The organism is Peptoniphilus lacydonensis (assembly GCF_900106515.1).
GTDB lineage: Bacteria > Bacillota > Clostridia > Tissierellales > Peptoniphilaceae > Peptoniphilus_A > Peptoniphilus_A lacydonensis.
On the sequence record NZ_FNWF01000003.1, the window covers coordinates 219,232 to 242,158 of the forward strand.

Sequence of the window (22,927 nt, forward strand, 5' to 3'; positions counted from 1 at the left end):
TACCTCCTAAAATTGATTTACCATATCAAAAATTGGGAGTGCAATTGATAGCACTATAAATCCAATTATAATGGACATAATTATTATTAACACTGGTCCGAGAACTCCAAGAAATTTTTTATTGTGGCTACTCAATTCTTCATCATAAAATTTTGACATTGTAGAAAAAATTTCTTTTAAATTAGAAGACTCTTCTCCAACATGAACCATAGATATTAAAATCTGTGGAAATACTTTAGTTTTTTCTATACTTTTAGAAAAACTTTCTCCAGATTTTATATCCTTTAAAATTTTTTCATACTTTTTCTTTAATATCACATTCCTTTCCATATTTGAAATTATTTTTAAACTCTTATCTACTGTGAGCCCTGCACCAAGCAATAAATCCATATTAAATGTAAACTTTAAAGTTTCTTTCATCCTATAATTTTTAAACTTTAAAAAAATTTTATGGAAGAATTCTGGATTTTTCTTATGGTAAATAAATGCAATTAGTATTATCAAAGCTATAATTAAAATTATATGAATATAATTATTATTCAAAAAATTAGAAAAACTTATTAGTATTCTTGTTGGCTTTGGAAGAATATTGTCATTTGAACTAAAAATTTCCTCAAAACTTGGAATAACATTTATTATTAAAAAATTAATTACAAAAACTGCAGTTATAAGTAAAATTATAGGATATGCCATTGTCTCTTGTATTTTTGAAGACATTTCTTTCTTTTTTATGTAATAATTTGATAAATTCTCAAAAATTTTCCCAAGACTCGATGTATTTTCACCCACATAAACCATATTTATTACAAGAATTGGGAAGGCTTTAGTATTTTCCATAGATGAAGAAAGAGATATACCCTGTCTAATATTTCCCTTAATATTTAATAATATTTGCTTTTTTTCTTTTGAGAATTGAGAACTTAATATTTCAAGGGAATTTTCTATATTTATTCCTGAATTTATTAAAAGTGAAAGTTCCCTAAATAAAATATAAAGTTCTTCACTTTTAAATTTTTCTCCAAATTTAAAAGTATTTGCTGACTCAATATTTTCTTCTATGTTTATCGGTCTAAGTCCATCTTTTTTTAATTTTTCTTTAGCTTCTTTAATATCTTTAGCATCAACATTTCCCTTTACTATTTCCTTCCCTTTAAATGCCTTATACCTATAAATCATAATTCACCAACAGTATGAACATTTTTATAAAATTCTTCAAAGGTCGTTTCTCCATTTTCTATTAAATTTAAAATTTCATGAGATAATGTATTCATTCCCTTTTTAATTGAAACTTCTTTTATTTTTGCTACACTTTCTCTATTAGTTATCATCTGTCTTATTTCACTATCAACTATCATTATTTCAAATACTGCAATTCTTCCACTATAACCAGAATTACACTTTTCACATCCAGAAGCTCTGTAAACATATTTTGAATTAACAAGTGGATTCGTATTTTTAATTTTTTCTTTGCAATGTGGGCAAAGTTTTCTAATTAATCTTTGTGAAATTACTCCAATAAGACCAGCAGAAATTAAATAAGGTTCGATTCCCATGTCAATTAGTCTTCCAATTGATGCCGGAGAACTTTCAGTGTGAAGTGTAGATAAAACTAAGTGTCCTGTTATTGAAGAAGATATGGCAATATGTGCTGTATCTTCATTTCTAATTTCACCAATCATTACTTTATCTGGATCCATTCTTAAAATTGCCTTTAATCCCTTTTCAAAAGTAAGCCCTGTATTTGGATTTACTTCAATTTGATTTATTCCATCAATTTTATACTCAATAGGATCTTCAATTGTCATTATATTTATATCATCTTTTTGAATCTTTCTAAGAATAGTATATAAACTAGAAGTTTTGCCACTTGAAGTGGGACCGCAGCAAAGTATTAATCCTGAAGGCTGACTTATTAAATTCATAACTTTATCCAAGTTTTCTCCACTTAATCCAATTCCCTCTGGAGTATAAGAAATTCTTTGTACATCTAAAATTCTAAGTACAATTTTTTCTCCTGTTCCCGTTGGCGTCGTGGCAACTCTTATATCTATATCTTCATTTTTAAATTTAAAACTAAATCTTCCATCTTGAGGAAGTCTTTTTTCAGAAATATCTAACTTAGATAAAATTTTTATTCTAGTTACAAGATGTGGATAAATATTTTTTGGCAATCTCATCAATTCATTTAGAGCTCCATCTATTCTTATTCTAACTACTATATCTTGAAATCTTGGTTCTATATGAATGTCACTTGCGTTTCTAATTATACTTTGTCTAATTATGTAATCAAGAACTCTAACTGCTGGAGAATCCTCTTTTTCATTTTCTTTTAATGTTATGTCATCTTTATATCTTAAATTAATATCTCTTAATATATTGTACTTTTCTTCATCTCTATATATTTTATCTATTTCATCAATAACTTTTTCTTCTGACTTAATTTCAAATAGAACTTTCTTCTGTAATTTTTGTTCCAAATTATATTTTAAAAGTTCATCATTATGTAAAGAGTAGAAGACAAAACAATCATCTTCTTCTCTAGCTGGAGCAATAAAATTTTTGCGACAATAATTTTCGCCAAACTTATCCTTTATTTCAAAAGAAAATTTATTCACTTTCCTCTCTCCTATAATCACAAGTATTATTACTGCACTTTATTATTTTTTTACCTTTGGAATTCATTTCAGTTAAAATATTTCCACACTTTGGACATTTTTCATCAATTGGCTTATTCCACGAAACGAAATCACACTTTGGATAATTGTCACACCCATAAAATTTTCTTCCTTTTTTACTTCTTTTTACTACAATTTCTCCATCTTCACATTTTGGACACTTTACACCAATTTTTTCAACAAGAGGTTTTGTATTTCTACATTCTGGAAAACCTGGGCAAGCCAAAAATTTTCCATATCTTCCCATTTTTATTACCATATTTCTTCCACATTTATCGCAAATAACATCTGTTACAGGATCTTCTATTTCAACTTTTTCTATATTTTCATAAGCCTTATCTAAATCTTCTTTCAAATCTTTATAAAAAGATCTAACAAGTTCTTTCCACATTTTTTTACCAGCAGCAATTTCATCAAGTTCATTTTCCATTTGTGCTGTGAATTTTTTGTCAACTAAATCGTCAAAATTCTCTACTAAGATTTCGTTTACTGTAACTCCCAACTCCGTAGGTACAAACTTTTTTTCTTCCAACACCACATAGTATCTACTTTGAAGAGTTGATATTGTGGGAGAATATGTCGACGGTCTTCCAACTCCAAGGTCCTCAAGTTCTTTTATAAGAGAAGCTTCGTTATATCTTGGAGGAGGATTTGTAAAATGTTGTTCCTTTTTTACATCTTTAAATTTTAAAATTTGATTTTCTTCAAGGGATGGCAATTCCTTAGATTTTTCAGTATTATAATCATAGACTCTTAAAAAACCATCAAATGCCATATTCGATCCAGAAACTCTAAATACTTCATTATTTGAAATAATATCTGCAGAAATGGTATTGTAAATTGCACTTGCCATAAGCGATGCCACAAATCTTTTCCAAATTAAAGAATACAGTTTAAATTGATCCTTTGAAAGCGAATCTTTTATTGAATAGGGAGTCTTTGTAACATCAGTTGGCCTAATACACTCGTGAGCATCTTGGATTTTTTCACTTTTCTTAGTGCTTGCAATTTTTTTCTTTCCAAGATATTCTTTTCCATAATCTTTTTCTATAAATTTTAAACAAGCATCTTGTGCTTCAAGAGATATTCTCGTTGAATCTGTTCTCATATAGGTTATTAAACCAACAGAGCCTTCTTTTGGAAGTTTTACACCTTCATAAAGACTTTGTGCAACCATCATAGTCTTCCGAGTAGAAAAATTTATTCTTCTAGAACTTTCTTGCTGCATTGTAGATGTTGTAAAAGGATTCGGAGATTTCCTATTTCTTCTTCCCTTTTTTACAGAATCAACTACAAATTTTTCTTTATCTATATTTTTTATAACCTTATCAGCGTCATCTTCCGATTTTAATTCTACTTTTTTTATTTTATCATTCTCTTTTATTCCATAATAATCTGCCAAAAGTTTCTTTCTTCCTGCTCTAAGATCTGCTTCAATAGTCCAATATTCTTCTGGAATAAAATTATTTATCTCATCTTCTCTGTCACAAATTAACTTTAAAACAGCAGACTGAACACGACCAGCAGAAAGACCAGCCTTTACCTTTTTCCACAATAGAGGAGAAATTTTATATCCTGCAAGCCTATCTAGTTCACGTCTAGCTTGTTGTGCATCAACAAGATCCATATCAATCTTTCTAGGGTTTTTTATCTCTCTTTTTACTGTATCTTTAGTAATTTCATTAAAAGTTACCCTATTTTTATCTTCTGGATCCATTTCCAAAATATGTGAAAGATGCCAAGAAATCGCCTCTCCTTCTCTATCAGGGTCAGTTGCAAGTATTACATTATCTGCTTTTCTTGCTTCTTTTTTTATATCTTTAATAAGTGATCCTTTGCCATATATATTCATATACTGTGGTTCAAAGTCATTTTCTATATCAATGCCAAGCTTTGATTTTGGTAAATCTCTAATATGTCCAACAGAAGCAATCACATTATAATTTCTGCCAAGCATCTTTTTTATTGTCTTTGCCTTTGTAGGCGACTCGACAATCACAAGATTTTTTGCCAAAATAACATCTCCTTCTTCCTAAAATTTATTTTAATATTTGAAATTCATTCATTGAAATTTTCTCAACTATACCCTTCAATTCCAACTTTGTTAGTATCTTATTTATATAAAATACCTCATTATTTAAATTATTGCAAATATCATTAATATTAATTATTCCCTTTTCTATCAAATTATAGACGAGTATTTCATCTGCACTCAACTCAAAACTTTCTTTTTGAGAATCTTTCATAATAAGGTCTGGGTAATAATCTAAAATATCCTTTGTTTCAATTAAAGGCATGGCTCCATCTCTTATCAGCTTATTAGTACCAATAGAATAAATTGAAGTAATATTTCCTGGAACAGCAAAAATTTCTTTTCCTTGCTCTGCTGCAAGTCTTGCTGTTATTAAACTTCCACTTTTATCCTTTGCTTCTACCACAACTACAGCCCTTGAAAGTCCAGAAATAATTCTATTTCTCATAGGAAAAGTAAACTTATTTGCACCTGTGCCAAGAGAAAATTCACTTATCACAGCGCCCCTTTCACAAATTTCATCATATAAACTTTGATTTGACTTTGGATAAACTACATCTATTCCAGTTCCCAAAACTGCAATTGTATTTAAATTATTTAAAATAGCCCTTTTATGTGCCAGAGAATCAATTCCGTAGGCCATTCCACTTACAATAGTAAAATTATAATTTTTTATAGAATCTATTATTTTATTGACAGCCATCTTGCCATAAGTTGAATGACTTCTTGCACCTACAAAAGCAATTGGATTATATATTTTTAAGTCACCTTTTATATATAAAACTATTGGTGGATTTTCAATATATCTAAGAGATTCTGGAAAATCATTATCTAAAATTGTAATTACTTTGACATCAAGTTTGTTAGTTCTAATATTTATCTTTTCAATTATTAAATCGAAATCTTTGGATCTTTGTTTTAACTTATCATAACTTCTTTTAGTTAAAATCTTTTCTTCTAAAAAATTAACTTTATCAAAATCTTCAATTGAAATATTATTGTCAATCAAATAGTTTAAAATTTTTAGAGAATTCTCGCTGCTAAAATTTATACAATTTAAAAAAATAAGTAAATCTCTCTTATTCATTTAATTCCCCCAAAATTTTTTATCCATAGTTCTATACTGAATGCTCTCTAAAACATGATCTTCCTTAATATTTTCGCAATGGTCCATATCTGCAATAGTCCTTGCAATCTTTAAAATCTTATTATAAGTCCTTGCGCTCATAGAATATTTTTGAAAAGCAAGTTCCAAAATTTTTTCAGAATTTTTATCAAGAAAACAATATTTTTTTAATTTTTTTTCTGGTATTTCTGAATTATACTTAAACTTTTCTTCTTTAAATCTGTCCTTTTGTATTTCTCTAACATATTTAACTCTTTCTCTTATAATGTCAGAACTTTCTCCAGATCTTTCAGATGAAATTTCTTTATAATCTACTTCTTCTACCTCAAGATGAATATCAATTCTATCTAAAAGAGGATGAGAAATTTTAGATAGGTATCTTTGTATTTCGTATGGAGAACAATTACACTCATGAGTTTTTGAATTGTGATAACCACATGGACAAGGATTTAATGCAACAACAAGTTGAAAATCAGCAGGATACTTAACATTGGCATTTGCACGAGAAATAATTATATCCTTTGATTCCATAGGCTGACGAAGAACTTCTAAAACTGATTTAGAAAATTCTGGAAGTTCATCTAGGAACAATACTCCCTTATGTGCCAGAGAAATTTCTCCAGGTTTTGGAATCTTTCCACCTCCTATTAATGAAACAGCCGATGCTGTATGATGAGGAGATCTGAATGGTGGCTTTGTTATAAGAGCATTATCATCTAAAAGACCTGAAACAGAATAAATCTTTGTAACTTCAATTGCTTCTTCAAAATCTAGTTTCGGCAAAATTGTTGGAAACCTCTTTGCTGCCATAGTTTTTCCCGAGCCTGGAGAACCTAAAATCAAAATATTAGACTTTGCACAGGCAGAAATCTCTAATGCTCTTTTCAAATTTTCTTGTCCTTTAATATCAGAAAAATCAACATCATAATAAACTTTTTCCTTTTGAAAACTCCCCAAAGACCTTTTAATTTGAATTTCTCCTCTTAGAAAAGAAATCACCTCTTCCAAATTTTTTACTGGATAAATTTCAACATCACTAATAATTGAACACTCTTTTCTATTTCCGTAAGGAACAATAAATTTTCTATAGCCTTTTTCACGCATTGAAATAATCATTGGAAGAGCACCTTGAATTTTATTAACTTTTCCATCAAGAGTAAGTTCCCCCAAATATACATAAGGTGAATAATTTAGTCGAAGATTTTCGTCACAACTCAAAAGACTAACTGCAATTGCAAGGTCAAGCTGTGTTCCGTCCTTTTTAAGATTAGCAGGAGCAAGGTTTATTGTAATCCTTTTCTTTGGAAAATTATATCCAGAATTTTTTATTGCAGATTTTACTCTTTCAGTGGATTCTTTTACAGCTGTGTCTGCAAGTCCAACAATAATAATTTTTGGCATCCCATTTGAAAGGTCAACTTCCACGTCCACAGGATAACCATTTAATCCTGTTAAAGTACAAGTTTTTGTGCAAGAATACATAATCCCTCCTAATATATTTTATTATTTTCCATCTTTAATATTTTATTACTTTATTATATTCTAACAGATTTATAATATTTAGTTCAATTATTTGCAATTTAAAAGCCAGACAAAATATCTGGCTAAATAAATAAACATTTTTAATTGATCTTAAATAACAAAATTTCCTTCTTTAAAAATTTGAACTTCTTCTCCATCTTCCTTTACACCAACAATCTCTGTTGTAGCATCTCCAACCATAAAATCAACATGAACAAGAGAATCGTTCATTCCACGTTTTTTAAGTTCTTCTTCGCTTAATTTTTCTCCACCTTTGATACAACTTGGATAAGATTTGCCTAATGCAAAGTGACATGAAGCATTTTCATCATAAAGTGTATTGTAGTATAAAACTTTTCTCATAGAAATTGGTGTGTTATGTGAAACAAGAGCAACTTCTCCAAGCCTTTTTGATCCTTCATCTGTTTCAATGATATTTTTCAAATATTCTTTACCATTTTTTGCTTCATAATCTACAACTTCTCCATCTTTAAAAACTAGATAAAAATCTTCAATTAAATTTCCATTATAGTTAAGTGGCATTGTGCTGTAAATTTTTCCATTTACACCATCAAGTCTTGGTGCAGAAAAAACTTCTTCGCTTGGCATATTTGCAACAAATTCTTCTCCACTGCTATTTACATCAGTTGAAGCTGAGAAAATATATTCATCAGGAAGTTCTACATCTAAATCTGTTCCCTTTTCTGATTTATAATGTAATTTTTTAAATCTATTTTCATTTAAAAATTTGCTATATCTATCTAAATTATTTACGTGATTTTCTAAAGCCTTTTCAGGATCATCTTCAAAAAGTCTTACAGAATTAAAAATTTCAAACCAAAGTTTTTTAACTGCTTCATTTTCATCTACATCTGGGAAAACTTTTGTAGCCCATGAAGGTATACTTGCCCCTGCAACAATCCATGAAACATAATTGGCCATCATCTTAGCAGAAAAATCTTTCAATGCTTTTGAATTTGCAAGATTTGATTTAAACAATTTTTCTGAATCAACACCTTTAAATGCATCTGGGTCAGAACCTGTAATAGAAAGATACTTTGCCTTTTTATCCATGTAATAATTTTCTTTGTCTACTTTGTGCTTAGGGACATCTGTCAACACTTCTACACTTTCATTTTCATATTTAAGTCTTGAAATAAGAGGATCTCTATAATCCATAACCACTTCTTTTGCACCAAGTTCATAGGCAATTTTTGTACAAATAATTGCAAAATCTCTTGCTTCAATTGGACATCTAACCACAAGTGTGTCGTCTTTTTTTATTTTTAGTCCATCTTTTAAAATTAATTTTGCATAAATTTCCAAATAATCTTCTACATTAAAATTTTTGTATTCCATATTTACTACACCTCTTTTTAAGAAAAAGATATCCTAAATAAAAATATTTGTCAAATAATATATTAAAATATTTTTTCCAAATTTTAATTAAATTAAACTAAAAATTTATAATTTGATTTTTATGTGTTTAATTTTATACATTATTTTGTTATAATTTTAAGTAACAATAATTACTAAAAAGTTTGCTTAGAAATTATTTTTTTATCAGCAGACAATTTTAGGTAACTTAAAGGAGGATTTATAATGAAAAAGAAAACGTTATTGTTAGCTTTGCTTTTATGCCTTTTTACTTTCACAGCATGTGGCAAAGGCGAAGAAAAAAAAGCTGAAAATGGAAAACCAGCAGCTGAATCTGGTGAAGCTTCACTTGACAAGGACCAATACTACATGGGCCACATTGGTGCAGAACCTGTTACTCTTGATGCTCAAGTAGGACAAGACTCTTATAGTAAAAATATAATTTCAAATGTATATGAACCATTAGTTCAAATTCATGAAGTTGAAGAAAATAAACTTGAAGTTGAACCAGCTGGTGCTGAAAGCTATGATGTATCAGATGATGGTTTAGTTTATACTTTCCACTTAAGAGATTTTGAATGGGAAGATGGCCAAGCTGTTACTGCAGGCGACTATGAATATGGAATCAAAAGAGCAGCTGACCCTGATACTGCTGCACAAGCTGCTTTCTTATTAGACCCTATTAAAAACTTTAAAGCAGTTAATAGTGGTGAAATGGCAGTTGACGAATTAGGAGTTAAAGCTGTTGATGATAAAACTCTAGAAATTACTTTAGAAGCTCCTGCTGAATATTTCATCAAAATTGTCCCTTATAGAGTAATGTACCCTCAACGTAAAGATATGGTTGAAAAATATGGTGACTCTTTCGGATCAAGTACTGATGGAATTATAAGTTGTGGACCTTTCAAAGTTACTGATTGGACTCACAACTCTGAAGTAAATTTAGTTAAAAATGATACTTATTGGAATAAAGATAATATCAAATTAGAAAAAATTAATTATAGAATTTTAAACGACATAAATACTGTAGGTAATGCATTTGATGTTGGAGAAATTGACTCAATGTCTACTTCTATTAAGGAATGGACAGACAAACTTGATGACAAAGAAGGTGTCCACTGGTATCCTTTCATAAGACCTACTCTTGATTTTATGACTATTAATACAGAAAATAAACTTATGTCAAATAAAAAAATCCGTCAAGCTATCCAAGTTGGACTTGATAGAGATGGACTTAATAAACAAGTTTACTCTGGTGTAAATACTGACTGTACAGGTTGGGTTCCTCCTACTATAAACTTAGGAGAAAAACCATATTCTGAACAAATTGGTTTCAAACCTTTAGACGATCTTATTGACTCAGTAGATGATCCTAAGGAATTATTTATCGAAGGACTAAAAGAACTTGGCATGGATCCAGATCCATCAAAAGTTACTTTAGAATATAAAGTTTCAAACACAGCTGACTTAAAAGGTGCTAATGAATATATTCAAGCTAATCTAAAAGAAGCTCTTGGAGTAAATGTTGATATCGTTACTCTTGAATGGCCAGTTTTATCAAATGCTATGGATAAAGGAGATTTCCAAATTTCCTACTCTGCATGGTCTACAGATTATGACGATCCTTACGCAATGTTAAGTATGTTCTTAACAGATGCAGGAGTTATAACTACTAACTGGTCAAATCCTGAATATGACAAATTAGTCAAAGAAGCTTCTGAAACAACTGATACAAAAGAAGCTGCTGAAAAATATGGAGAAGCTGAAAAAATATTAATTGAAGAATCTCCTGTTATTCCAATCGCAAATGTAACTCACCACAAATTTAGATATGATTATCTAAAAGGACTTCCGGTATCAGAATTAGACACAACTGGGCTTAGATATGTTTACACTTCAGGTAGAAACTAAATAATTAAAATTAAGGGGGCCTAAGTTGCCCCCATATTACACTAAAAGGAGATGAATGAAGTGTTAAAATATATTGGTAAAAGGTTAATTTATATGATTATTACTTTATTTATAATTACTACAATAACCTTTTATATGATGCACAGCATCCAAGGCGATCCTCTTACTGCAATGGGAAGGACACTGCCAGAGCAAACAAGAGAAAATTACAAAAAGAAATATGGTCTAGATAAACCAACTTCTGAACAATATAAAATATTCTTAAAAAATGCAGTTGTAAATCATGATTTAGGATCTTCTTATAAATATCCAGGTAGAGAAGTTACTACAACAATTAAAGAAACTGCTCCTGTATCTGGAAGAATAGGTGGTCAAGCTATGCTTATAGGATTAGTTATAGGTCTTGTACTAGGAATAGTAGCCGCTTTAAATCGTTCTAGATTACCTGACAGTATTATAAGAGTTGTTGCAATACTTGGAATTACAATACCTGTTTTTATAATGGGTGCTCTGTTGCAGTACTTTTTTGCTGCCAAACTTAGATGGTTCCCAACTTCCGGTTGGGGTGGTGGAAGTTTTAAAAACACAGTTCTTCCATCAATCGCTATGTGCTTTGGATCAATAGCTACATATGCCAGATATATGAGAAGTAATGTACTAGAAGTTTTAAATCAAGATTATATACTCACAGCACAAGCTAAAGGTGTTTCTAGATTTAACATAATAAGAAAACATGTGCTTAGAAATGCAATTTTACCTGTTATAACAATAATTGGTCCACAAATTGTAGGTATCTTTATAGGTTCTTTCATCATTGAAAATATGTTTAGTATACCGGGACTAGGCTTTTATTTTGTAAGTTCTATTCAAAATAGAGATTATCCTATGATTATTGGAAATACAATTTTCTATGCATTTTTATTCTTAGTAATTCAACTTGTAGTAGACATCGTTTACGGATTAGTAGATCCACGAATTAAATTCACGGAGTAATATTATGGAAAATACAAAACATACTTTAAATAGAGATGACTTTAAAAAAATTTCAAATGAAGAAAAAAATTCCGAATTTATAGGACGTCCAGTGGTAACCTATTGGTCTGATGCGTGGAGAAGATTTAAGAAAAATAAATTAGCTTTATTTTCACTTGCTTTATTAGGTATTATAACTATTCTCGTTATTGTCGGCCCATATATCAATAGTTACGAATTTGACCAAGTTGTTGGTATAAGTAATACTAAGCCTAATTCAGAATTTTGGTTTGGAACTGACGATATTGGACGTGATATATTCACAAGGTTATGGAAAGGTGGACGTGTTTCTATTGTAATAGGAATTGTAGGTGCATTAATAGGAACTATTGTAGGTGGAATTTATGGTGCCATATCCGGTTATTTTGGTGGCAAAGTTGACACCATAATGATGAGAATTGTTGAAATACTATATTCAATTCCCTACTTACTTCTTGTAATCATAATTAGACTTGCAATCAAAGACACAGGTTATGGAGCCTTAATACTAGCTATGACTATCACAGGATGGTGTGGTCTTGCAAGACTTGTTAGAGGTCAAATTCTATCTTTAAAAGAGCAAGACTTTGTCCTTGCAGCTAAAGCTCTTGGTGTTTCAGATAAAGATATTATATTAAAGCATTTGCTACCCAACACTTTAAATGTAATTTTAGTTTCAATTTCTTTTGATGTTCCAGGTTACATTTTTAGTGAAGCATTCTTGAGTTATCTAGGACTTGGAGTACAACCCCCTAATACTTCTTGGGGTGCTATGGCGGCAGCTGCACAAACTAAATTTTTATTTTATCCTTACCAATTATTTTTCCCTGGACTTTTAATCGCAATAACTATGCTATGCTTTACATTAATTGGTGACGGATTAAGGGACGCACTAGATCCAAGTTTAAGAGATTAAGGAGGTAATTATGACTAATATAAACGATGAAAAAAAAGTTTTAGATGTTCAAAATCTCCATGTATCTTTTAACACTTATCTTGGAGAGGTAAAAGCAGTTAGAGGAATTTCTTTCAACCTTAAAGAGAAAGAAACTCTCGCACTTGTTGGAGAAAGTGGATGTGGCAAAACAGTTTGTTCAAAAGCTATTTTACAAATTCTTCCTAAACACACTTCTGAAATAAAAGAAGATTCTAAAATATTTTTTAATGGCGAAGATGTTTTAAAAATGAAAAAAAATAGACTTAAAGATTATAGAGGATCTGATGTTTCTATGATATTTCAAGATCCTATGACATCATTAAATCCAACAACAAAAATAGGCAAACAAATTACAGAATCCCTTCTTCTTCATACTGACATGAATAAACAAGAAGCCAATGAAGAAGCTATAAAATTATTAGAACTTGTAAATATTCCAAACCCAAAAGAAAGAATTAATCAATACCCCTTTGAACTTTCTGGAGGACTTAGACAACGTGTTATGATTGCCATCGCCCTAGCTTGTAATCCAAAAATTCTACTTGCTGACGAACCTACAACTGCCCTTGATGTTACTGTCCAAGCACAAATACTTGAACTCCTTTCTGAACTAAAGGAAAAGAAAAATACTGCAATAGTATTGGTAACTCATGATCTCGGTGTTGTTGCGGATTTTGCAGACAGGATTCTTATAATGTATGCTGGAGAAGTTATGGAAGAAGGAAAAGTTAGAGAAATATTTAAAACTCCAAATCACCCTTACACTGAAGCACTTTTAAAATCAGTTCCAAGGCTCGACACTGAGTCCAAAGAAGAACTTTATTCTTTGGGAGGAACACCACCTGACTTACTTTTGGAAATAAAAGGATGTCCCTTTGTCGACAGATGCAAGTATGCAATGAAAATCTGTAGAAAACAAAAACCAGAAAAAACTGTAATTTCACCAACGCACAGATCTTATTGTTGGAGAAATCATCCTTACGCAAAAGAGGCTCAAGAAGATTTAGGGGGTGAACTATGAATAATAAAGAAGTTTTGATAAAAGTTGATCATCTTGAAAAGAAATTTAATATTGGAAAAAATAAAAAATTAACAGCAGTTGATAATGTAAGTTTTAATATATATAAAACTGAAACCCTTGGTCTTGTAGGTGAAAGTGGATGTGGAAAAACAACTTGTGGAAGAACGATCATTGGTCTTCATAAAAAAACTGGCGGAAGTGTTTATTATGATGGAGTCGAAGTTTCTGAAATCAAATCTAAAAAAGATTTAAAAAAATTTAAGAAAAAAGCCCAAATAATTTTTCAAGACCCCTACTCTTCTCTAGATCCACGTATGACTATTGGAGATATAATAGCTGAAGGTATGAGAGTTCACTTCCCCGAAAAAACAGAAAAAGAAATACACAACAGAGTTTCCGAACTTTTAAAGATGGTCGGCCTTAATGCAGAACATGGTGCAAGATTTCCAAGAGAACTATCTGGTGGTCAAAGACAACGTATAGGCATAGCTAGAGCTCTTGCAGTTGAACCTGAATTTATAGTTTGCGATGAACCTATATCTGCACTTGATGTTTCTATACAAGCACAAGTAGTAAATCTACTTATAAAATTGCAGAGAGAATTAGGTCTTACCTATTTATTTATTTCACATGACCTATCAATGGTAAAACACATATCAGATAGAATTGGAGTAATGTATTTAGGATCAATTGTGGAACTTGCTGACAAAGAAAATATATATGAAAATCCACTTCATCCTTATACACAAGCACTTATTTCAGTTATACCAATTCCCGATCCTGATGCTGGAATAAAAAATAGAACTCCACTTAAAGGTGAAATTCCTTCCCCTATCGATTTACCAGTCGGTTGTAAATTTCAATCAAGATGCGAAAAATGTTTTGAAAAATGTCGTAAAATTGAACCTGAATTAAGAGAAGTAAAACCAGGACATTTCGTTGCTTGCCATTTATACGATTAATTTAATTTAGGATCTAAGAAAAGTGACTCTATTACAATATAGGGTCACTTTTTATTTTGTTGAGAAAATAAAGAGATACTACTAGAAAATCTAATAGTATCTAAAATTTATTTATTATATTTTTTCTTTAAAAAATCTTTTGCAACTTGTGGAAATAAAGCATAAGTTAATACATCTTCTTCGCTCTTTGCAAGATCTCCAATTTCTTGTTTGTATTTATCAAGAGCTGGATCAAGATGATTTGCAGGCCTATCCGTAATAACCTCTGCATCTTTTATAATTGATTTTCTAAATTCAGAATCAACTTCAACTGGACTCTTTCCATAGTTTCCCTTTAAATAGTCCTTAATTTCATTTGGAACCATTTTATATCTACTTCCCGTCATGACATTGAAAGAAGCTTGTGTCCCCACCATTTGACTCATTGGTGTAACAAGTGGTGGATAACCCATATCTTTTCTAACATTTGGCACCTCTGCAAGAACTTTATCAAATAAATGCTCTTGTTTTGCTGCAGAAAGTTGAGAATTTAAGTTTGAAAGCATACCACCTGGCACTTGATAAATAAGTCCCTTTGGATCAACTTGCATCATTTTAACTCTCATTGTCCCATTATTTAAATATTTATTTTTAACTTCTTGGAAGTATGGAGCAATTTCATTTAAAATATCTAGATTGAGGTCTACTTTATATCCTGCTTCTCTTAAAATAATGGCAAGAGTTTCCGTTGGCGGTTGACTTGTGCCACCTGAAAATGGTGAAAGAGCCGTATCTAAAATATTTGCGCCCTTTTCAACACCTTTTAAATAAGTCATAGACCCACAACCCGTAGTTTCATGTGTGTGAAGTTCTATTGGAATATCTATTTCTTTTCTCAATGATTTAACTAAATCTCTTGAGCTATAAGGAGTTAAAATACCCGCCATATCTTTTATTGCAATAGAGTCCGCTCCCATATCTTGAATCTTTTTTGCAAGATCAGTAAAATATTTTATTGTATGAACTTTAGAAGTAGTATAACAAATTGCAACTTGTGCTTCTGCCCCAGATTTTTTAGTAGCTTTAAGCGCTGTTTCTACATTTCTCATATCATTAAGTGCATCAAAAATTCTTACAATATCAACACCATTTTTCACAGAAAGCTCTACAAACTTTTCTACTACATCATCTGGATAATTTTTATATCCCAAAAGATTTTGACCTCTTAAAAGCATTTGTGTTTTTGTATTCTTTAAATGAGATTTTATATTTCTAATTCTTTGCCAAGGATCTTCGTCTAAATATCTTATGCAAGAATCAAAAGTAGCCCCTCCCCAACATTCAAGTGCTCTATATCCAACTTTATCAAGTTTATCTAGGGCAGGTTCCATATCTTTATAGGTCATCCTAGTTGCCATAAGTGATTGATGTGCATCTCGAAGAACAGTATCAACAAAATCTATCTTTTTCATAACTCCTCCAGAATATACAAATATTTTATTAATAAATTTATTCCTACTTATTTTAGTATAACATAACTTTTTAAAATTTTTTCATATAAGAAAACTATTTCTGATAAATTATATTTATTCCCTTGTAAAGTATTTTAACTATTTTTTAACTTTACAAATTACCACATTTCTAGTATAATGCTATCGGCTTATAAATTATCGCGGCGAAAATTTATAGGAGTTTGATAAAAATGGCAAAAATGATGGATCCAAAGTTCAAGCAATCAAGAAGACTTGGACTAAATGTATGTGGTCACCCAAAGGCTATGAAAAAAGCTACAAGGGGTACTGCAAGAAGCGATAAAAAACTTACTGAATATGGTAAGCAACTTTTAGAAAAACAAAGACTTAGAGCATATTATGGTGTTCTTGAAAAACAATTTGTTAATCTATTTAAAGAAGCTCAAAGAACTCAAGGCCAAACTGGTCCTAATCTTGTAACATTCCTTGAAAGACGTCTTGATAGCTTATGTTACAGAATGGGCTTTGCATCTTCAATTAGACAAGCTAGACAAATGGTTACTCACGGTCATTTAACTGTAAATGGAAAAAAAGTTAATATTCCATCTTATAGATGTGAAGCTGGTGATGTAATTGCACTTTCTACTAAAGGAAGAAAAGTTGAATTATTTAAAGAAAATTACAACACTAATCTTGTTGTAAATTATCCTTATATCTCTAAGGATGAAGACTTTAAAGCAACTTTAGTTTCTCTACCAAATAGAGAAGATGTTCCAATAGAAATTGAAGACCAATTAATCGTTGAATTTTATTCAAAGAATATGTAATGAAAACGAAAAAGACCCTTTCTGGGGTCTTTTTTTGGTTCTATGTTTTATTATTATACTTCATTTGAAATAGTATTTAAAATATTTAATTCTTCTTTTCTATACCCTAATAAGAAAAGATCACTATATATTCTGTCCATAAGTTTTAAAAATTCATCTTTATTTTTCTTAGAAAAAAATATAATAGTTACATTCAAATTATTCCCTTCTTTAGAATATACTTTGGATTTATTTATTTTTAATTCTTCTCTTAACTTTCTTAAAACATATTCATCTTTTGTATCTAAAAAAGCATAGGATACTTTAAAAGGATTTACAACTTTTAATTCTAACAAAAAATTATCCATAATAAATCACCTCATAAAAAATAAAATCTTTATAATTTACATAAAAAATTTAATTTAAATACTAAAGAAAAATAAGCCGAAGAAATTTATCCATGCGACTTATTTTTTATAAATTTTTTATTTTATAAATTGACTTAAAAATATTATCACAATAACAACTGGTGATATATATTTTATACTTACATTCATCCAAGTTCTAATAAATTTATTTTTTATATTTGCTGCTTCAAATACATTTTCCATTTTCCATGCTCTTGCTGAGAATAGTGCAATTAATAGACATCCAATAACCAAAATATAATTACTTTCTAAATTATCTATAAATGCAAATGCTGGATCGATAAAAATTGAAATAGCTGCTATTATAATTATTATAATATTTGCAAAAATAAGTGCCTTTACTCTTTCAAGTTTAAATCTTTCCATAAATTGCCCTACAATTGCTTCTAATACTCCAACTGACGATGTAAAAGCTGCTATATAAAAACCAAAATAAAATAATACAGACAAAATTCTTCCAAAAGGTACAACATTAAATGCAAGTGGAAGAGTTAAAAATGTAAGTCCTACCCCTTCTCCTGGTGTAAGACCAGTTGCAAAAACTATTGGCAAAATCATAAGTCCTGATAAAATTCCTGCAAATACAAGTGCAATGCAAATTACAGAAGAGTCTTTAAATATATTTTCATTTTTTTCTTTAATATAAGATCCAAATACCATAGATCCCAGCATGGCAAGTCCAAGAGCAAAAAAAGCTTGACCTAGACAAATTATGATTGAATTTAATGAAAATTTAGAAGGGTCTGGTTTAAATAAAAATTCAATTCCATCCTTTGCTCCAGGAAGTCTAAGTCCAAATATTATTATTACAATCATTATTACAAATAAAATCGGAATTAAAATTTTTGAAACCCTTTCTATACCCTTTTGTACTCCTAAAATGATTACAGCATCATTCAATATAAAATTAATTAAGAAAAATAAAAATACAATTGGTTTATTTGCGTTAAAACCATCAAAATAAGCTTGAATCCCTTCACTAGTAAGTCCAATAAAATCACCAGAAAAAGCACCTCCAATATATTTTATAATCCATGCATATATAACTGATGTGTAACCAACAATTATTAGTGCTGCCACTGTGTGAAGATATCCTGCTAGATACCACTTAGTATTAGGCTTTAGAACTTTATAAGCGTCTATCGCAGCATTACCAGTAGCATAACCTATCGTAACTTCACAAGTCATAAGAGGAATTCCTATAACTAAAATAATTAAAATATATAAAAATATAAAAATTGCTCCACCATTTTCTCCAACTACATATGGAAACCTCCATAAAGTTCCTATACCAAGAGCGAGTCCAATGGCAACCATAATAAATCCAATTATCGATGAAAATCCTTCATTTTGTTTTGACATATGTTACCTCCTTTTTTTATATTACTAAAAATATTATCACAAAATTCCTTTTTTTTAAATAGATAAAGTAATCTAATCCTATATTTTATGTTTCTTAAACTTAAATATTTTTAAAAAATACTAATTCAATTCATGATATAATTTATTTAGGTGATAATATGAAAAAAGATATTGAATATGTAAAACTTGTAAGTTCAACTAATAAGCTTATATTTGACGAAGTCTGTGCTTTTTTAGAGGACAATAAAATACCTTATTTTGTAAAAGACGAAGGTGATTTTATGAGAATTATTTCAGGTTTTTCGATTTATGAAAAAGGAATATACGTTTCTGAAAAAGATTTTGAAAGTGCAAATGAACTTTTAGTTTATTTTATGAAAGATAATGAAGATACAGATGGATTAAATTTTGATTAGAAAAATCCCTGCTTTTAAATAATCATTAATAAAGATTACTTAAAAGCAGGGATTTATTGTTAATAATATTTTTCGTTTATATAATGGTCTATTATTGATGTCTTCATTTCATCTTCAAAAACACTTTCCTTCTTTAAAATTTCTAAAAGCCAAGGTGCTTTTGAATGAAATATTGCTTCTTTCTTATCTTCCAATACTATCTCGTAAAGTTCATTTCTAAGAGATTTCGATTCACAATTGATAAAATAAGCCCTTACATTTTTAAAATCCTGTATATATAAAATGTCTAAGACCGATTCATCTTTTAAATCATAATATTTATTTGTTAAATTTAAATAATAATTATAATATTTTGAATGTTTTTTCGTATTTTTTACATCTTTAGAAAGAGATCTGTAATATTTCGCCATTACATTATAATATTGATAGTTATACATTCCCTTTTCATAAGAATCCACTTTTATATAGGGCTTTGCATTTCTAATTGCAAAGTAATCAAAATTTTTCTGCAAAAATTCTCTCTTTGAAAGATCTCCATTAGTATATTGCATAATTAAATAAGACCTATGTTCAAAAAAATCTTCAAAAAGTCCTTTCCTTCTTTTAAACTCCACAAGGCACCATTAAATTACACTTAGAAACACTGGAATTATCATTGCAATTACAAGTATAATCGCAATAATTCTAGCAATAAGTTTTCTATCCACAATTAACACCTTATTTATAAGTTACTTCTAAAGAGTGATCTCTTAGGGATTCTGGCATATCTTCTTTTACATAATCAACATTTATATAAATTTCTTTATTTTCAGCATCAGGAATTTTAGAAATTTTATTATAAAGATGTTCTAAATCTTCAACATTAAGTGAAAGTACTTTGTAAATTCCGTCAACATAAATTTTGTGTAGATCATAGTCCATTGCAAGAAGTCCACAAATAAAACCATAAAAGCTATCAATGGAATTTAATCTATATTCAGTTGCATTAATAAGTCTTACATTGTAATCTAAACTAAAAATATGGTCGTCATCAACTTCAACAAAGGCAATATTTCCATCACCCTTTTTCATATCTTCATTTGCACTGTCAATTAACCATCTTGTCTTTCCAGCGCCTTTACTTCCTAAAATATACTTTATCATAGTATTTCTCCTTTCACTAGATCACCCTGAGTGTATCCATTTTCTTGCATTTTCATAACTATTTCATCTCTAATTTTCCACCATGAAGTATTCCAATTACAAAAAAGAGAATTTTCATAAGGTGCTCTTCCTATTATTCTTTCTACTATTATATCATCTTTGAGATTTCTTAAAAAGAGTATAACTTTATTCTCATAATCTTTTAAAGAAATTGGTTTTATTTCCTCTTTTTCATACATATCTCCAAGAGCAGTGTCTTTTAAAATATAAAGAGCGTGAATCTTTACTTCATCAATATCAAGAACATTTAAAATCTTCGCACACTCAACAATATCTAAGTTATCGTCCCAAGGAAGGCCTATTATAATGTGAGTACAGACATTAATATTTCTTTTTTTTAATTTTAAAACTGCATCAATAAATTCCGAAAGGCCATGACCTCTATTTAACTTTTTTAAACTGTGATAATTTGGAGTTTGGAGTCCAATTTCAACTGTCACAAAATATTCTTTACTTAACTCTTCCAAATAATCTAAATGTCTTTGTGGAAGATAGTCTGGTCTTGTAGAAATGCTCACACCAACAACATCTTCTATAAGGGATTCTTCTATCACTTTTTTAAAATCATCAAATTCCATATAAGTATTTGTAAAATTTTGAAAATAAGCAATATATTTATTGGCCTTGTATTTCTTTTTTATATGCTCCTTATTTTGTAAAAGTTGCTCTCTTACACTTCCATTATTATTTTCAAAGCTTCCGCCTTCTTCTCCACAAAAAATACATCCACCAAATCCACAGGTTCCATCTCTATTAGGACAAGTTAAATCAAGTTTAACCGGAAGTTTATAGACTTTTTCACCAAATTTTTCTCTTAAAAAGTCAGAATACTTTCTGTAAATCATCTAGAAAATTATTCTTCATCCCCATCATCAAGAAGCTCTTCAAAAGTTTTTGAAACTTTTTCAAATTCTTCTTCTGATTCGATAATATCAAGTTCAACTTCCTCTTCGTCAATTTCTTTATATTTGTAGATAAATACATCTTCGCCATCTTCTTCATCTTCAGGAAGAAGAGCAATGTATTCCTCATTTTCACATTCAAAAATTCCAAGAACTATGCACACCATTTCACTGTCATCATCAAGTGTAAGTGTAATAGTTTGATAACCTTCTTCTTCATGTTCGTGATCTAATCCACATTCACAATTTTCGTCGTGTTCATGTAATTTTTTTTCTTCGTTATTCATAATTCCTCCAAAATTTATTTTAAATTTTCTAATATTTTAATTAAAAATTCAAATGTCCTTTTTGTAGATGATATTGAAAGATGTTCTCCAGGTGCGTGAACTCCCCCCATATTTGGTCCTATGGAAAGCATATCTATATCACCAATAGTTTCTACAAAAATACCACATTCAAGGCCTGCATGAATTGCTTCTAATTTAAATTCCTTTCCGCTCACTTCCTTGTAAGCTTCTTTTGCAACATCTCTTAAAGGAGAGTTTTCTTTGTATTCCCATGCAGGATATTTTGTAATTATTTCAAAATCTGCACCAAGATTTTTTGTTGCAATTTTATTAATTTCTCCGACATATTCTTTTGCAGAAGAAACAGATGATCTAATATTTGAAATAATATTTACAGAATCTTTAACATTTTCAATTACTCCAACATTTACAGAAGTTTCAACTAAGCCATGTATGTTCTTACTCATGCTTATTACCCCATTTGGAAGTAAATTTAAAAGGTTCACAATATTATTTTTTAATTCATCAGAAAAAGCTTTGTCAAAAGAATCTCTTGATTTTTCAAAATTAAGTCTAACATCAGGATCAACTTTTCCAATTTCTGTGACAAAATCTGAATTTAATTCTACAATTATATCTTGAATTTCTTTTATATCTTCTTCATTTACAGCTATAATAGCTCTTGAATATCTTGGGATAGCATTTGGCTTTGCTCCGCCTTCAATTTCTATTAAATCAGCATCAACTTTTTCAAAAATCTTGTAAAGACTTCTACCCAAAAGTTTTATAGCATTTCCAAGTCCAACTTGAATTTCTTGACCAGAATGTCCGCCCTTTAATCCATTTACAATTATCTCATAAAAACTCTTATTTTTATTTAAATTTTTGTAATCTTTTTTTAAAATTATTTTATCTCTTTCTGCACCTGCGCAGGAAATACATCCCACTCCTTCTGTCTCAGAGTCAACATTTAAAAGTCTATTTGAAGTAACCATTCCCTTTCCAAGATTTGCTGCTCCAGTCATTCCACTTTCTTCGTTTACTGTAAAAAGAGCTTCAATTTTTGGATGTTTATATTCATCTGATTCCAAAATTGCAAGAATCATGGCAACAGCAATCCCATTATCTGCACCAAGAGTTGTTTCTTTTGCAATTATATTGTCGCCTTCAATTTCATATTTTATAGGATCCTTTGAAAAATTAATTTGACATTCAGGAGTTTTTTCACAAACCATGTCCATGTGTCCTTGTAAAATTACACTATCCACACTTTCATAGTCTTTTGTTGCTTCTTTAATTATAACAACATTTCCAATCTCATCTGTCTTATATTCTAGATTATGTTCCTTTGCAAAATTAATTAAATACTCTCTAATTTTTTCCTCTTCACAAGAACATCTAGGGATTTTTGTCAATTTATCAAAGTAATAAAAAGTTCTATTCTCTAATAAAGAATTTGTTTCTTTCATTTAAACCTCCTAGGTCTATTATACATAAGT

At 29.6% G+C, this 22,927-nt stretch carries 21 protein-coding genes; 7 read left to right on the forward strand and 14 right to left on the reverse strand.

Translation table 11 applies throughout. The features are described 5' to 3' along the window. Positions 1-6 precede the first annotated feature (6 nt). The 6 genes from BQ5450_RS02825 to BQ5450_RS02850 all read right to left on the reverse strand — a co-directional run bounded on the left by BQ5450_RS02825 (position 7) and on the right by BQ5450_RS02850 (position 8,713). Positions 7-1,176, reverse strand: coding sequence for a type II secretion system F family protein (locus BQ5450_RS02825; protein WP_010247178.1), 1,170 nt, complete (start codon positions 1,174-1,176; stop codon positions 7-9). Next, positions 1,173-2,615: a GspE/PulE family protein gene (locus tag BQ5450_RS02830; protein ID WP_071125927.1), complete on the reverse strand. Its 1,443-nt coding sequence runs from the start codon at positions 2,613-2,615 to the stop codon at positions 1,173-1,175. The genes BQ5450_RS02825 and BQ5450_RS02830 overlap by 4 nt, the downstream gene beginning before the upstream one ends. Continuing rightward, positions 2,608-4,689, reverse strand: a complete 2,082-nt coding sequence (topA, locus tag BQ5450_RS02835) for a type I DNA topoisomerase (protein WP_071125928.1) — start codon at positions 4,687-4,689, stop codon at positions 2,608-2,610. The genes BQ5450_RS02830 and topA overlap by 8 nt, the downstream gene beginning before the upstream one ends. A gap of 25 nt (positions 4,690-4,714) precedes the next feature. Then, positions 4,715-5,794 (reverse strand): DNA-processing protein DprA, encoded by a 1,080-nt coding sequence (gene dprA / locus BQ5450_RS02840; protein ID WP_010245427.1) that lies wholly within the window; start codon positions 5,792-5,794, stop codon positions 4,715-4,717. After that, positions 5,795-7,315 carry a YifB family Mg chelatase-like AAA ATPase gene (locus tag BQ5450_RS02845; protein WP_071125929.1) on the reverse strand — a complete coding sequence of 507 codons (1,521 nt, stop codon included), beginning with the start codon at positions 7,313-7,315 and terminating at the stop codon, positions 5,795-5,797. 150 nt (positions 7,316-7,465) lie between these two features. Next, positions 7,466-8,713, reverse strand: coding sequence for an aminopeptidase (locus BQ5450_RS02850; protein ID WP_071125930.1), 1,248 nt, complete (start codon positions 8,711-8,713; stop codon positions 7,466-7,468). 243 nt (positions 8,714-8,956) lie between these two features. On the opposite strand from BQ5450_RS02850, the gene BQ5450_RS02855 reads away from it, so the two are divergent. The 5 genes from BQ5450_RS02855 to BQ5450_RS02875 are packed head-to-tail and all read left to right on the forward strand — an operon-like array spanning position 8,957 to position 14,573. Further along, positions 8,957-10,642: a peptide ABC transporter substrate-binding protein gene (locus BQ5450_RS02855; RefSeq protein ID WP_010245438.1), complete on the forward strand. Its 1,686-nt coding sequence runs from the start codon at positions 8,957-8,959 to the stop codon at positions 10,640-10,642. A 51-nt stretch (positions 10,643-10,693) separates the two neighbouring features. After that, on the forward strand, positions 10,694-11,635 hold the full coding sequence (locus BQ5450_RS02860; RefSeq protein ID WP_234346990.1) for an ABC transporter permease: 942 nt from the start codon (positions 10,694-10,696) through the stop codon (positions 11,633-11,635). Positions 11,636-11,639: 4 nt separating this feature from the next. After that, positions 11,640-12,569: an ABC transporter permease gene (locus BQ5450_RS02865; RefSeq protein ID WP_010245443.1), complete on the forward strand. Its 930-nt coding sequence runs from the start codon at positions 11,640-11,642 to the stop codon at positions 12,567-12,569. Between the two features lie 10 nt (positions 12,570-12,579). After that, positions 12,580-13,611 (forward strand): ABC transporter ATP-binding protein, encoded by a 1,032-nt coding sequence (locus BQ5450_RS02870; RefSeq protein ID WP_071125931.1) that lies wholly within the window; start codon positions 12,580-12,582, stop codon positions 13,609-13,611. Beyond that, positions 13,608-14,573, forward strand: a complete 966-nt coding sequence (locus BQ5450_RS02875) for an ABC transporter ATP-binding protein (protein ID WP_071125932.1) — start codon at positions 13,608-13,610, stop codon at positions 14,571-14,573. The genes BQ5450_RS02870 and BQ5450_RS02875 overlap by 4 nt, the downstream gene beginning before the upstream one ends. 107 nt (positions 14,574-14,680) lie before the next feature. Here the strand turns inward: BQ5450_RS02875 and BQ5450_RS02880 are convergent, their stop codons facing one another. Next, a complete protein-coding gene (locus tag BQ5450_RS02880) occupies positions 14,681-16,024 on the reverse strand; it encodes an oxaloacetate decarboxylase subunit alpha (RefSeq protein WP_071125933.1) in 1,344 nt (447 codons plus the stop codon). A 230-nt stretch (positions 16,025-16,254) separates the two neighbouring features. Between BQ5450_RS02880 and rpsD the strand changes: the two genes are divergently transcribed. After that, the gene (gene rpsD, locus BQ5450_RS02885) at positions 16,255-16,851 is read left to right on the forward strand and encodes a 30S ribosomal protein S4 (RefSeq protein WP_010245455.1); all 597 of its coding nucleotides are present in this window, start codon (positions 16,255-16,257) and stop codon (positions 16,849-16,851) included. Positions 16,852-16,904: 53 nt separating this feature from the next. On the opposite strand, the gene BQ5450_RS02890 is transcribed toward rpsD, so the two are convergent. Together BQ5450_RS02890 and BQ5450_RS02895 are read right to left on the reverse strand one after the other, a co-directional pair. Continuing rightward, positions 16,905-17,198, reverse strand: coding sequence for a hypothetical protein (locus BQ5450_RS02890; RefSeq protein ID WP_010245459.1), 294 nt, complete (start codon positions 17,196-17,198; stop codon positions 16,905-16,907). Positions 17,199-17,315: 117 nt separating this feature from the next. After that, positions 17,316-18,620: a sodium-dependent transporter gene (locus BQ5450_RS02895; RefSeq protein ID WP_010245462.1), complete on the reverse strand. Its 1,305-nt coding sequence runs from the start codon at positions 18,618-18,620 to the stop codon at positions 17,316-17,318. A gap of 158 nt (positions 18,621-18,778) precedes the next feature. Here BQ5450_RS02895 and BQ5450_RS02900 point away from each other — a divergent pair, with 158 nt between their 5' ends. Then, positions 18,779-19,036, forward strand: coding sequence for a putative signal transducing protein (locus BQ5450_RS02900; protein ID WP_010245465.1), 258 nt, complete (start codon positions 18,779-18,781; stop codon positions 19,034-19,036). 59 nt (positions 19,037-19,095) lie between these two features. On the opposite strand, the gene BQ5450_RS02905 is transcribed toward BQ5450_RS02900, so the two are convergent. The 5 genes from BQ5450_RS02905 to pepD form a co-directional block, all read right to left on the reverse strand. Next, the gene (locus tag BQ5450_RS02905; RefSeq protein WP_010245466.1) at positions 19,096-19,650 is read right to left on the reverse strand and encodes a DUF6648 family protein; all 555 of its coding nucleotides are present in this window, start codon (positions 19,648-19,650) and stop codon (positions 19,096-19,098) included. Between the two features lie 103 nt (positions 19,651-19,753). Further along, complete coding sequence (locus tag BQ5450_RS02910; RefSeq protein ID WP_071125934.1) at positions 19,754-20,179, reverse strand: hypothetical protein; 426 nt, start codon at positions 20,177-20,179, stop codon at positions 19,754-19,756. Next, positions 20,176-21,084, reverse strand: a complete 909-nt coding sequence (locus BQ5450_RS02915) for a tRNA modification radical SAM protein MnmL/YtqA (RefSeq protein WP_010245472.1) — start codon at positions 21,082-21,084, stop codon at positions 20,176-20,178. The genes BQ5450_RS02910 and BQ5450_RS02915 overlap by 4 nt, the downstream gene beginning before the upstream one ends. 8 nt (positions 21,085-21,092) lie before the next feature. Then, a complete protein-coding gene (locus BQ5450_RS02920) occupies positions 21,093-21,428 on the reverse strand; it encodes a DUF1292 domain-containing protein (RefSeq protein ID WP_010245475.1) in 336 nt (111 codons plus the stop codon). Positions 21,429-21,442: 14 nt separating this feature from the next. Continuing rightward, the gene (gene pepD / locus BQ5450_RS02925) at positions 21,443-22,897 is read right to left on the reverse strand and encodes a beta-Ala-His dipeptidase (protein ID WP_071125935.1); all 1,455 of its coding nucleotides are present in this window, start codon (positions 22,895-22,897) and stop codon (positions 21,443-21,445) included. Positions 22,898-22,927 lie beyond the last annotated feature (30 nt).

What these genes read in the sequence shown, in the direction of transcription:
- BQ5450_RS02825 (WP_010247178.1), bottom strand. Translation starts at nt 1,176, where the DNA reads ATGATTTATAGGTATAAGGCATTTAAAGGGAAGGAAATAGTAAAGGGA.
- dprA (WP_010245427.1), bottom strand. Translation starts at nt 5,794, where the DNA reads ATGAATAAGAGAGATTTACTTATTTTTTTAAATTGTATAAATTTTAGC.
- BQ5450_RS02845 (WP_071125929.1), bottom strand. Translation starts at nt 7,315, where the DNA reads ATGTATTCTTGCACAAAAACTTGTACTTTAACAGGATTAAATGGTTAT.
- BQ5450_RS02850 (WP_071125930.1), bottom strand. Translation starts at nt 8,713, where the DNA reads ATGGAATACAAAAATTTTAATGTAGAAGATTATTTGGAAATTTATGCA.
- BQ5450_RS02855 (WP_010245438.1), top strand. Translation starts at nt 8,957, where the DNA reads ATGAAAAAGAAAACGTTATTGTTAGCTTTGCTTTTATGCCTTTTTACT.
- BQ5450_RS02860 (WP_234346990.1), top strand. Translation starts at nt 10,694, where the DNA reads ATGAATGAAGTGTTAAAATATATTGGTAAAAGGTTAATTTATATGATT.
- BQ5450_RS02865 (WP_010245443.1), top strand. Translation starts at nt 11,640, where the DNA reads ATGGAAAATACAAAACATACTTTAAATAGAGATGACTTTAAAAAAATT.
- BQ5450_RS02870 (WP_071125931.1), top strand. Translation starts at nt 12,580, where the DNA reads ATGACTAATATAAACGATGAAAAAAAAGTTTTAGATGTTCAAAATCTC.
- BQ5450_RS02875 (WP_071125932.1), top strand. Translation starts at nt 13,608, where the DNA reads ATGAATAATAAAGAAGTTTTGATAAAAGTTGATCATCTTGAAAAGAAA.
- BQ5450_RS02880 (WP_071125933.1), bottom strand. Translation starts at nt 16,024, where the DNA reads ATGAAAAAGATAGATTTTGTTGATACTGTTCTTCGAGATGCACATCAA.
- rpsD (WP_010245455.1), top strand. Translation starts at nt 16,255, where the DNA reads ATGGCAAAAATGATGGATCCAAAGTTCAAGCAATCAAGAAGACTTGGA.
- BQ5450_RS02890 (WP_010245459.1), bottom strand. Translation starts at nt 17,198, where the DNA reads ATGGATAATTTTTTGTTAGAATTAAAAGTTGTAAATCCTTTTAAAGTA.
- BQ5450_RS02895 (WP_010245462.1), bottom strand. Translation starts at nt 18,620, where the DNA reads ATGTCAAAACAAAATGAAGGATTTTCATCGATAATTGGATTTATTATG.
- BQ5450_RS02900 (WP_010245465.1), top strand. Translation starts at nt 18,779, where the DNA reads ATGAAAAAAGATATTGAATATGTAAAACTTGTAAGTTCAACTAATAAG.
- BQ5450_RS02910 (WP_071125934.1), bottom strand. Translation starts at nt 20,179, where the DNA reads ATGATAAAGTATATTTTAGGAAGTAAAGGCGCTGGAAAGACAAGATGG.
- BQ5450_RS02915 (WP_010245472.1), bottom strand. Translation starts at nt 21,084, where the DNA reads ATGATTTACAGAAAGTATTCTGACTTTTTAAGAGAAAAATTTGGTGAA.
- BQ5450_RS02920 (WP_010245475.1), bottom strand. Translation starts at nt 21,428, where the DNA reads ATGAATAACGAAGAAAAAAAATTACATGAACACGACGAAAATTGTGAA.
- pepD (WP_071125935.1), bottom strand. Translation starts at nt 22,897, where the DNA reads ATGAAAGAAACAAATTCTTTATTAGAGAATAGAACTTTTTATTACTTT.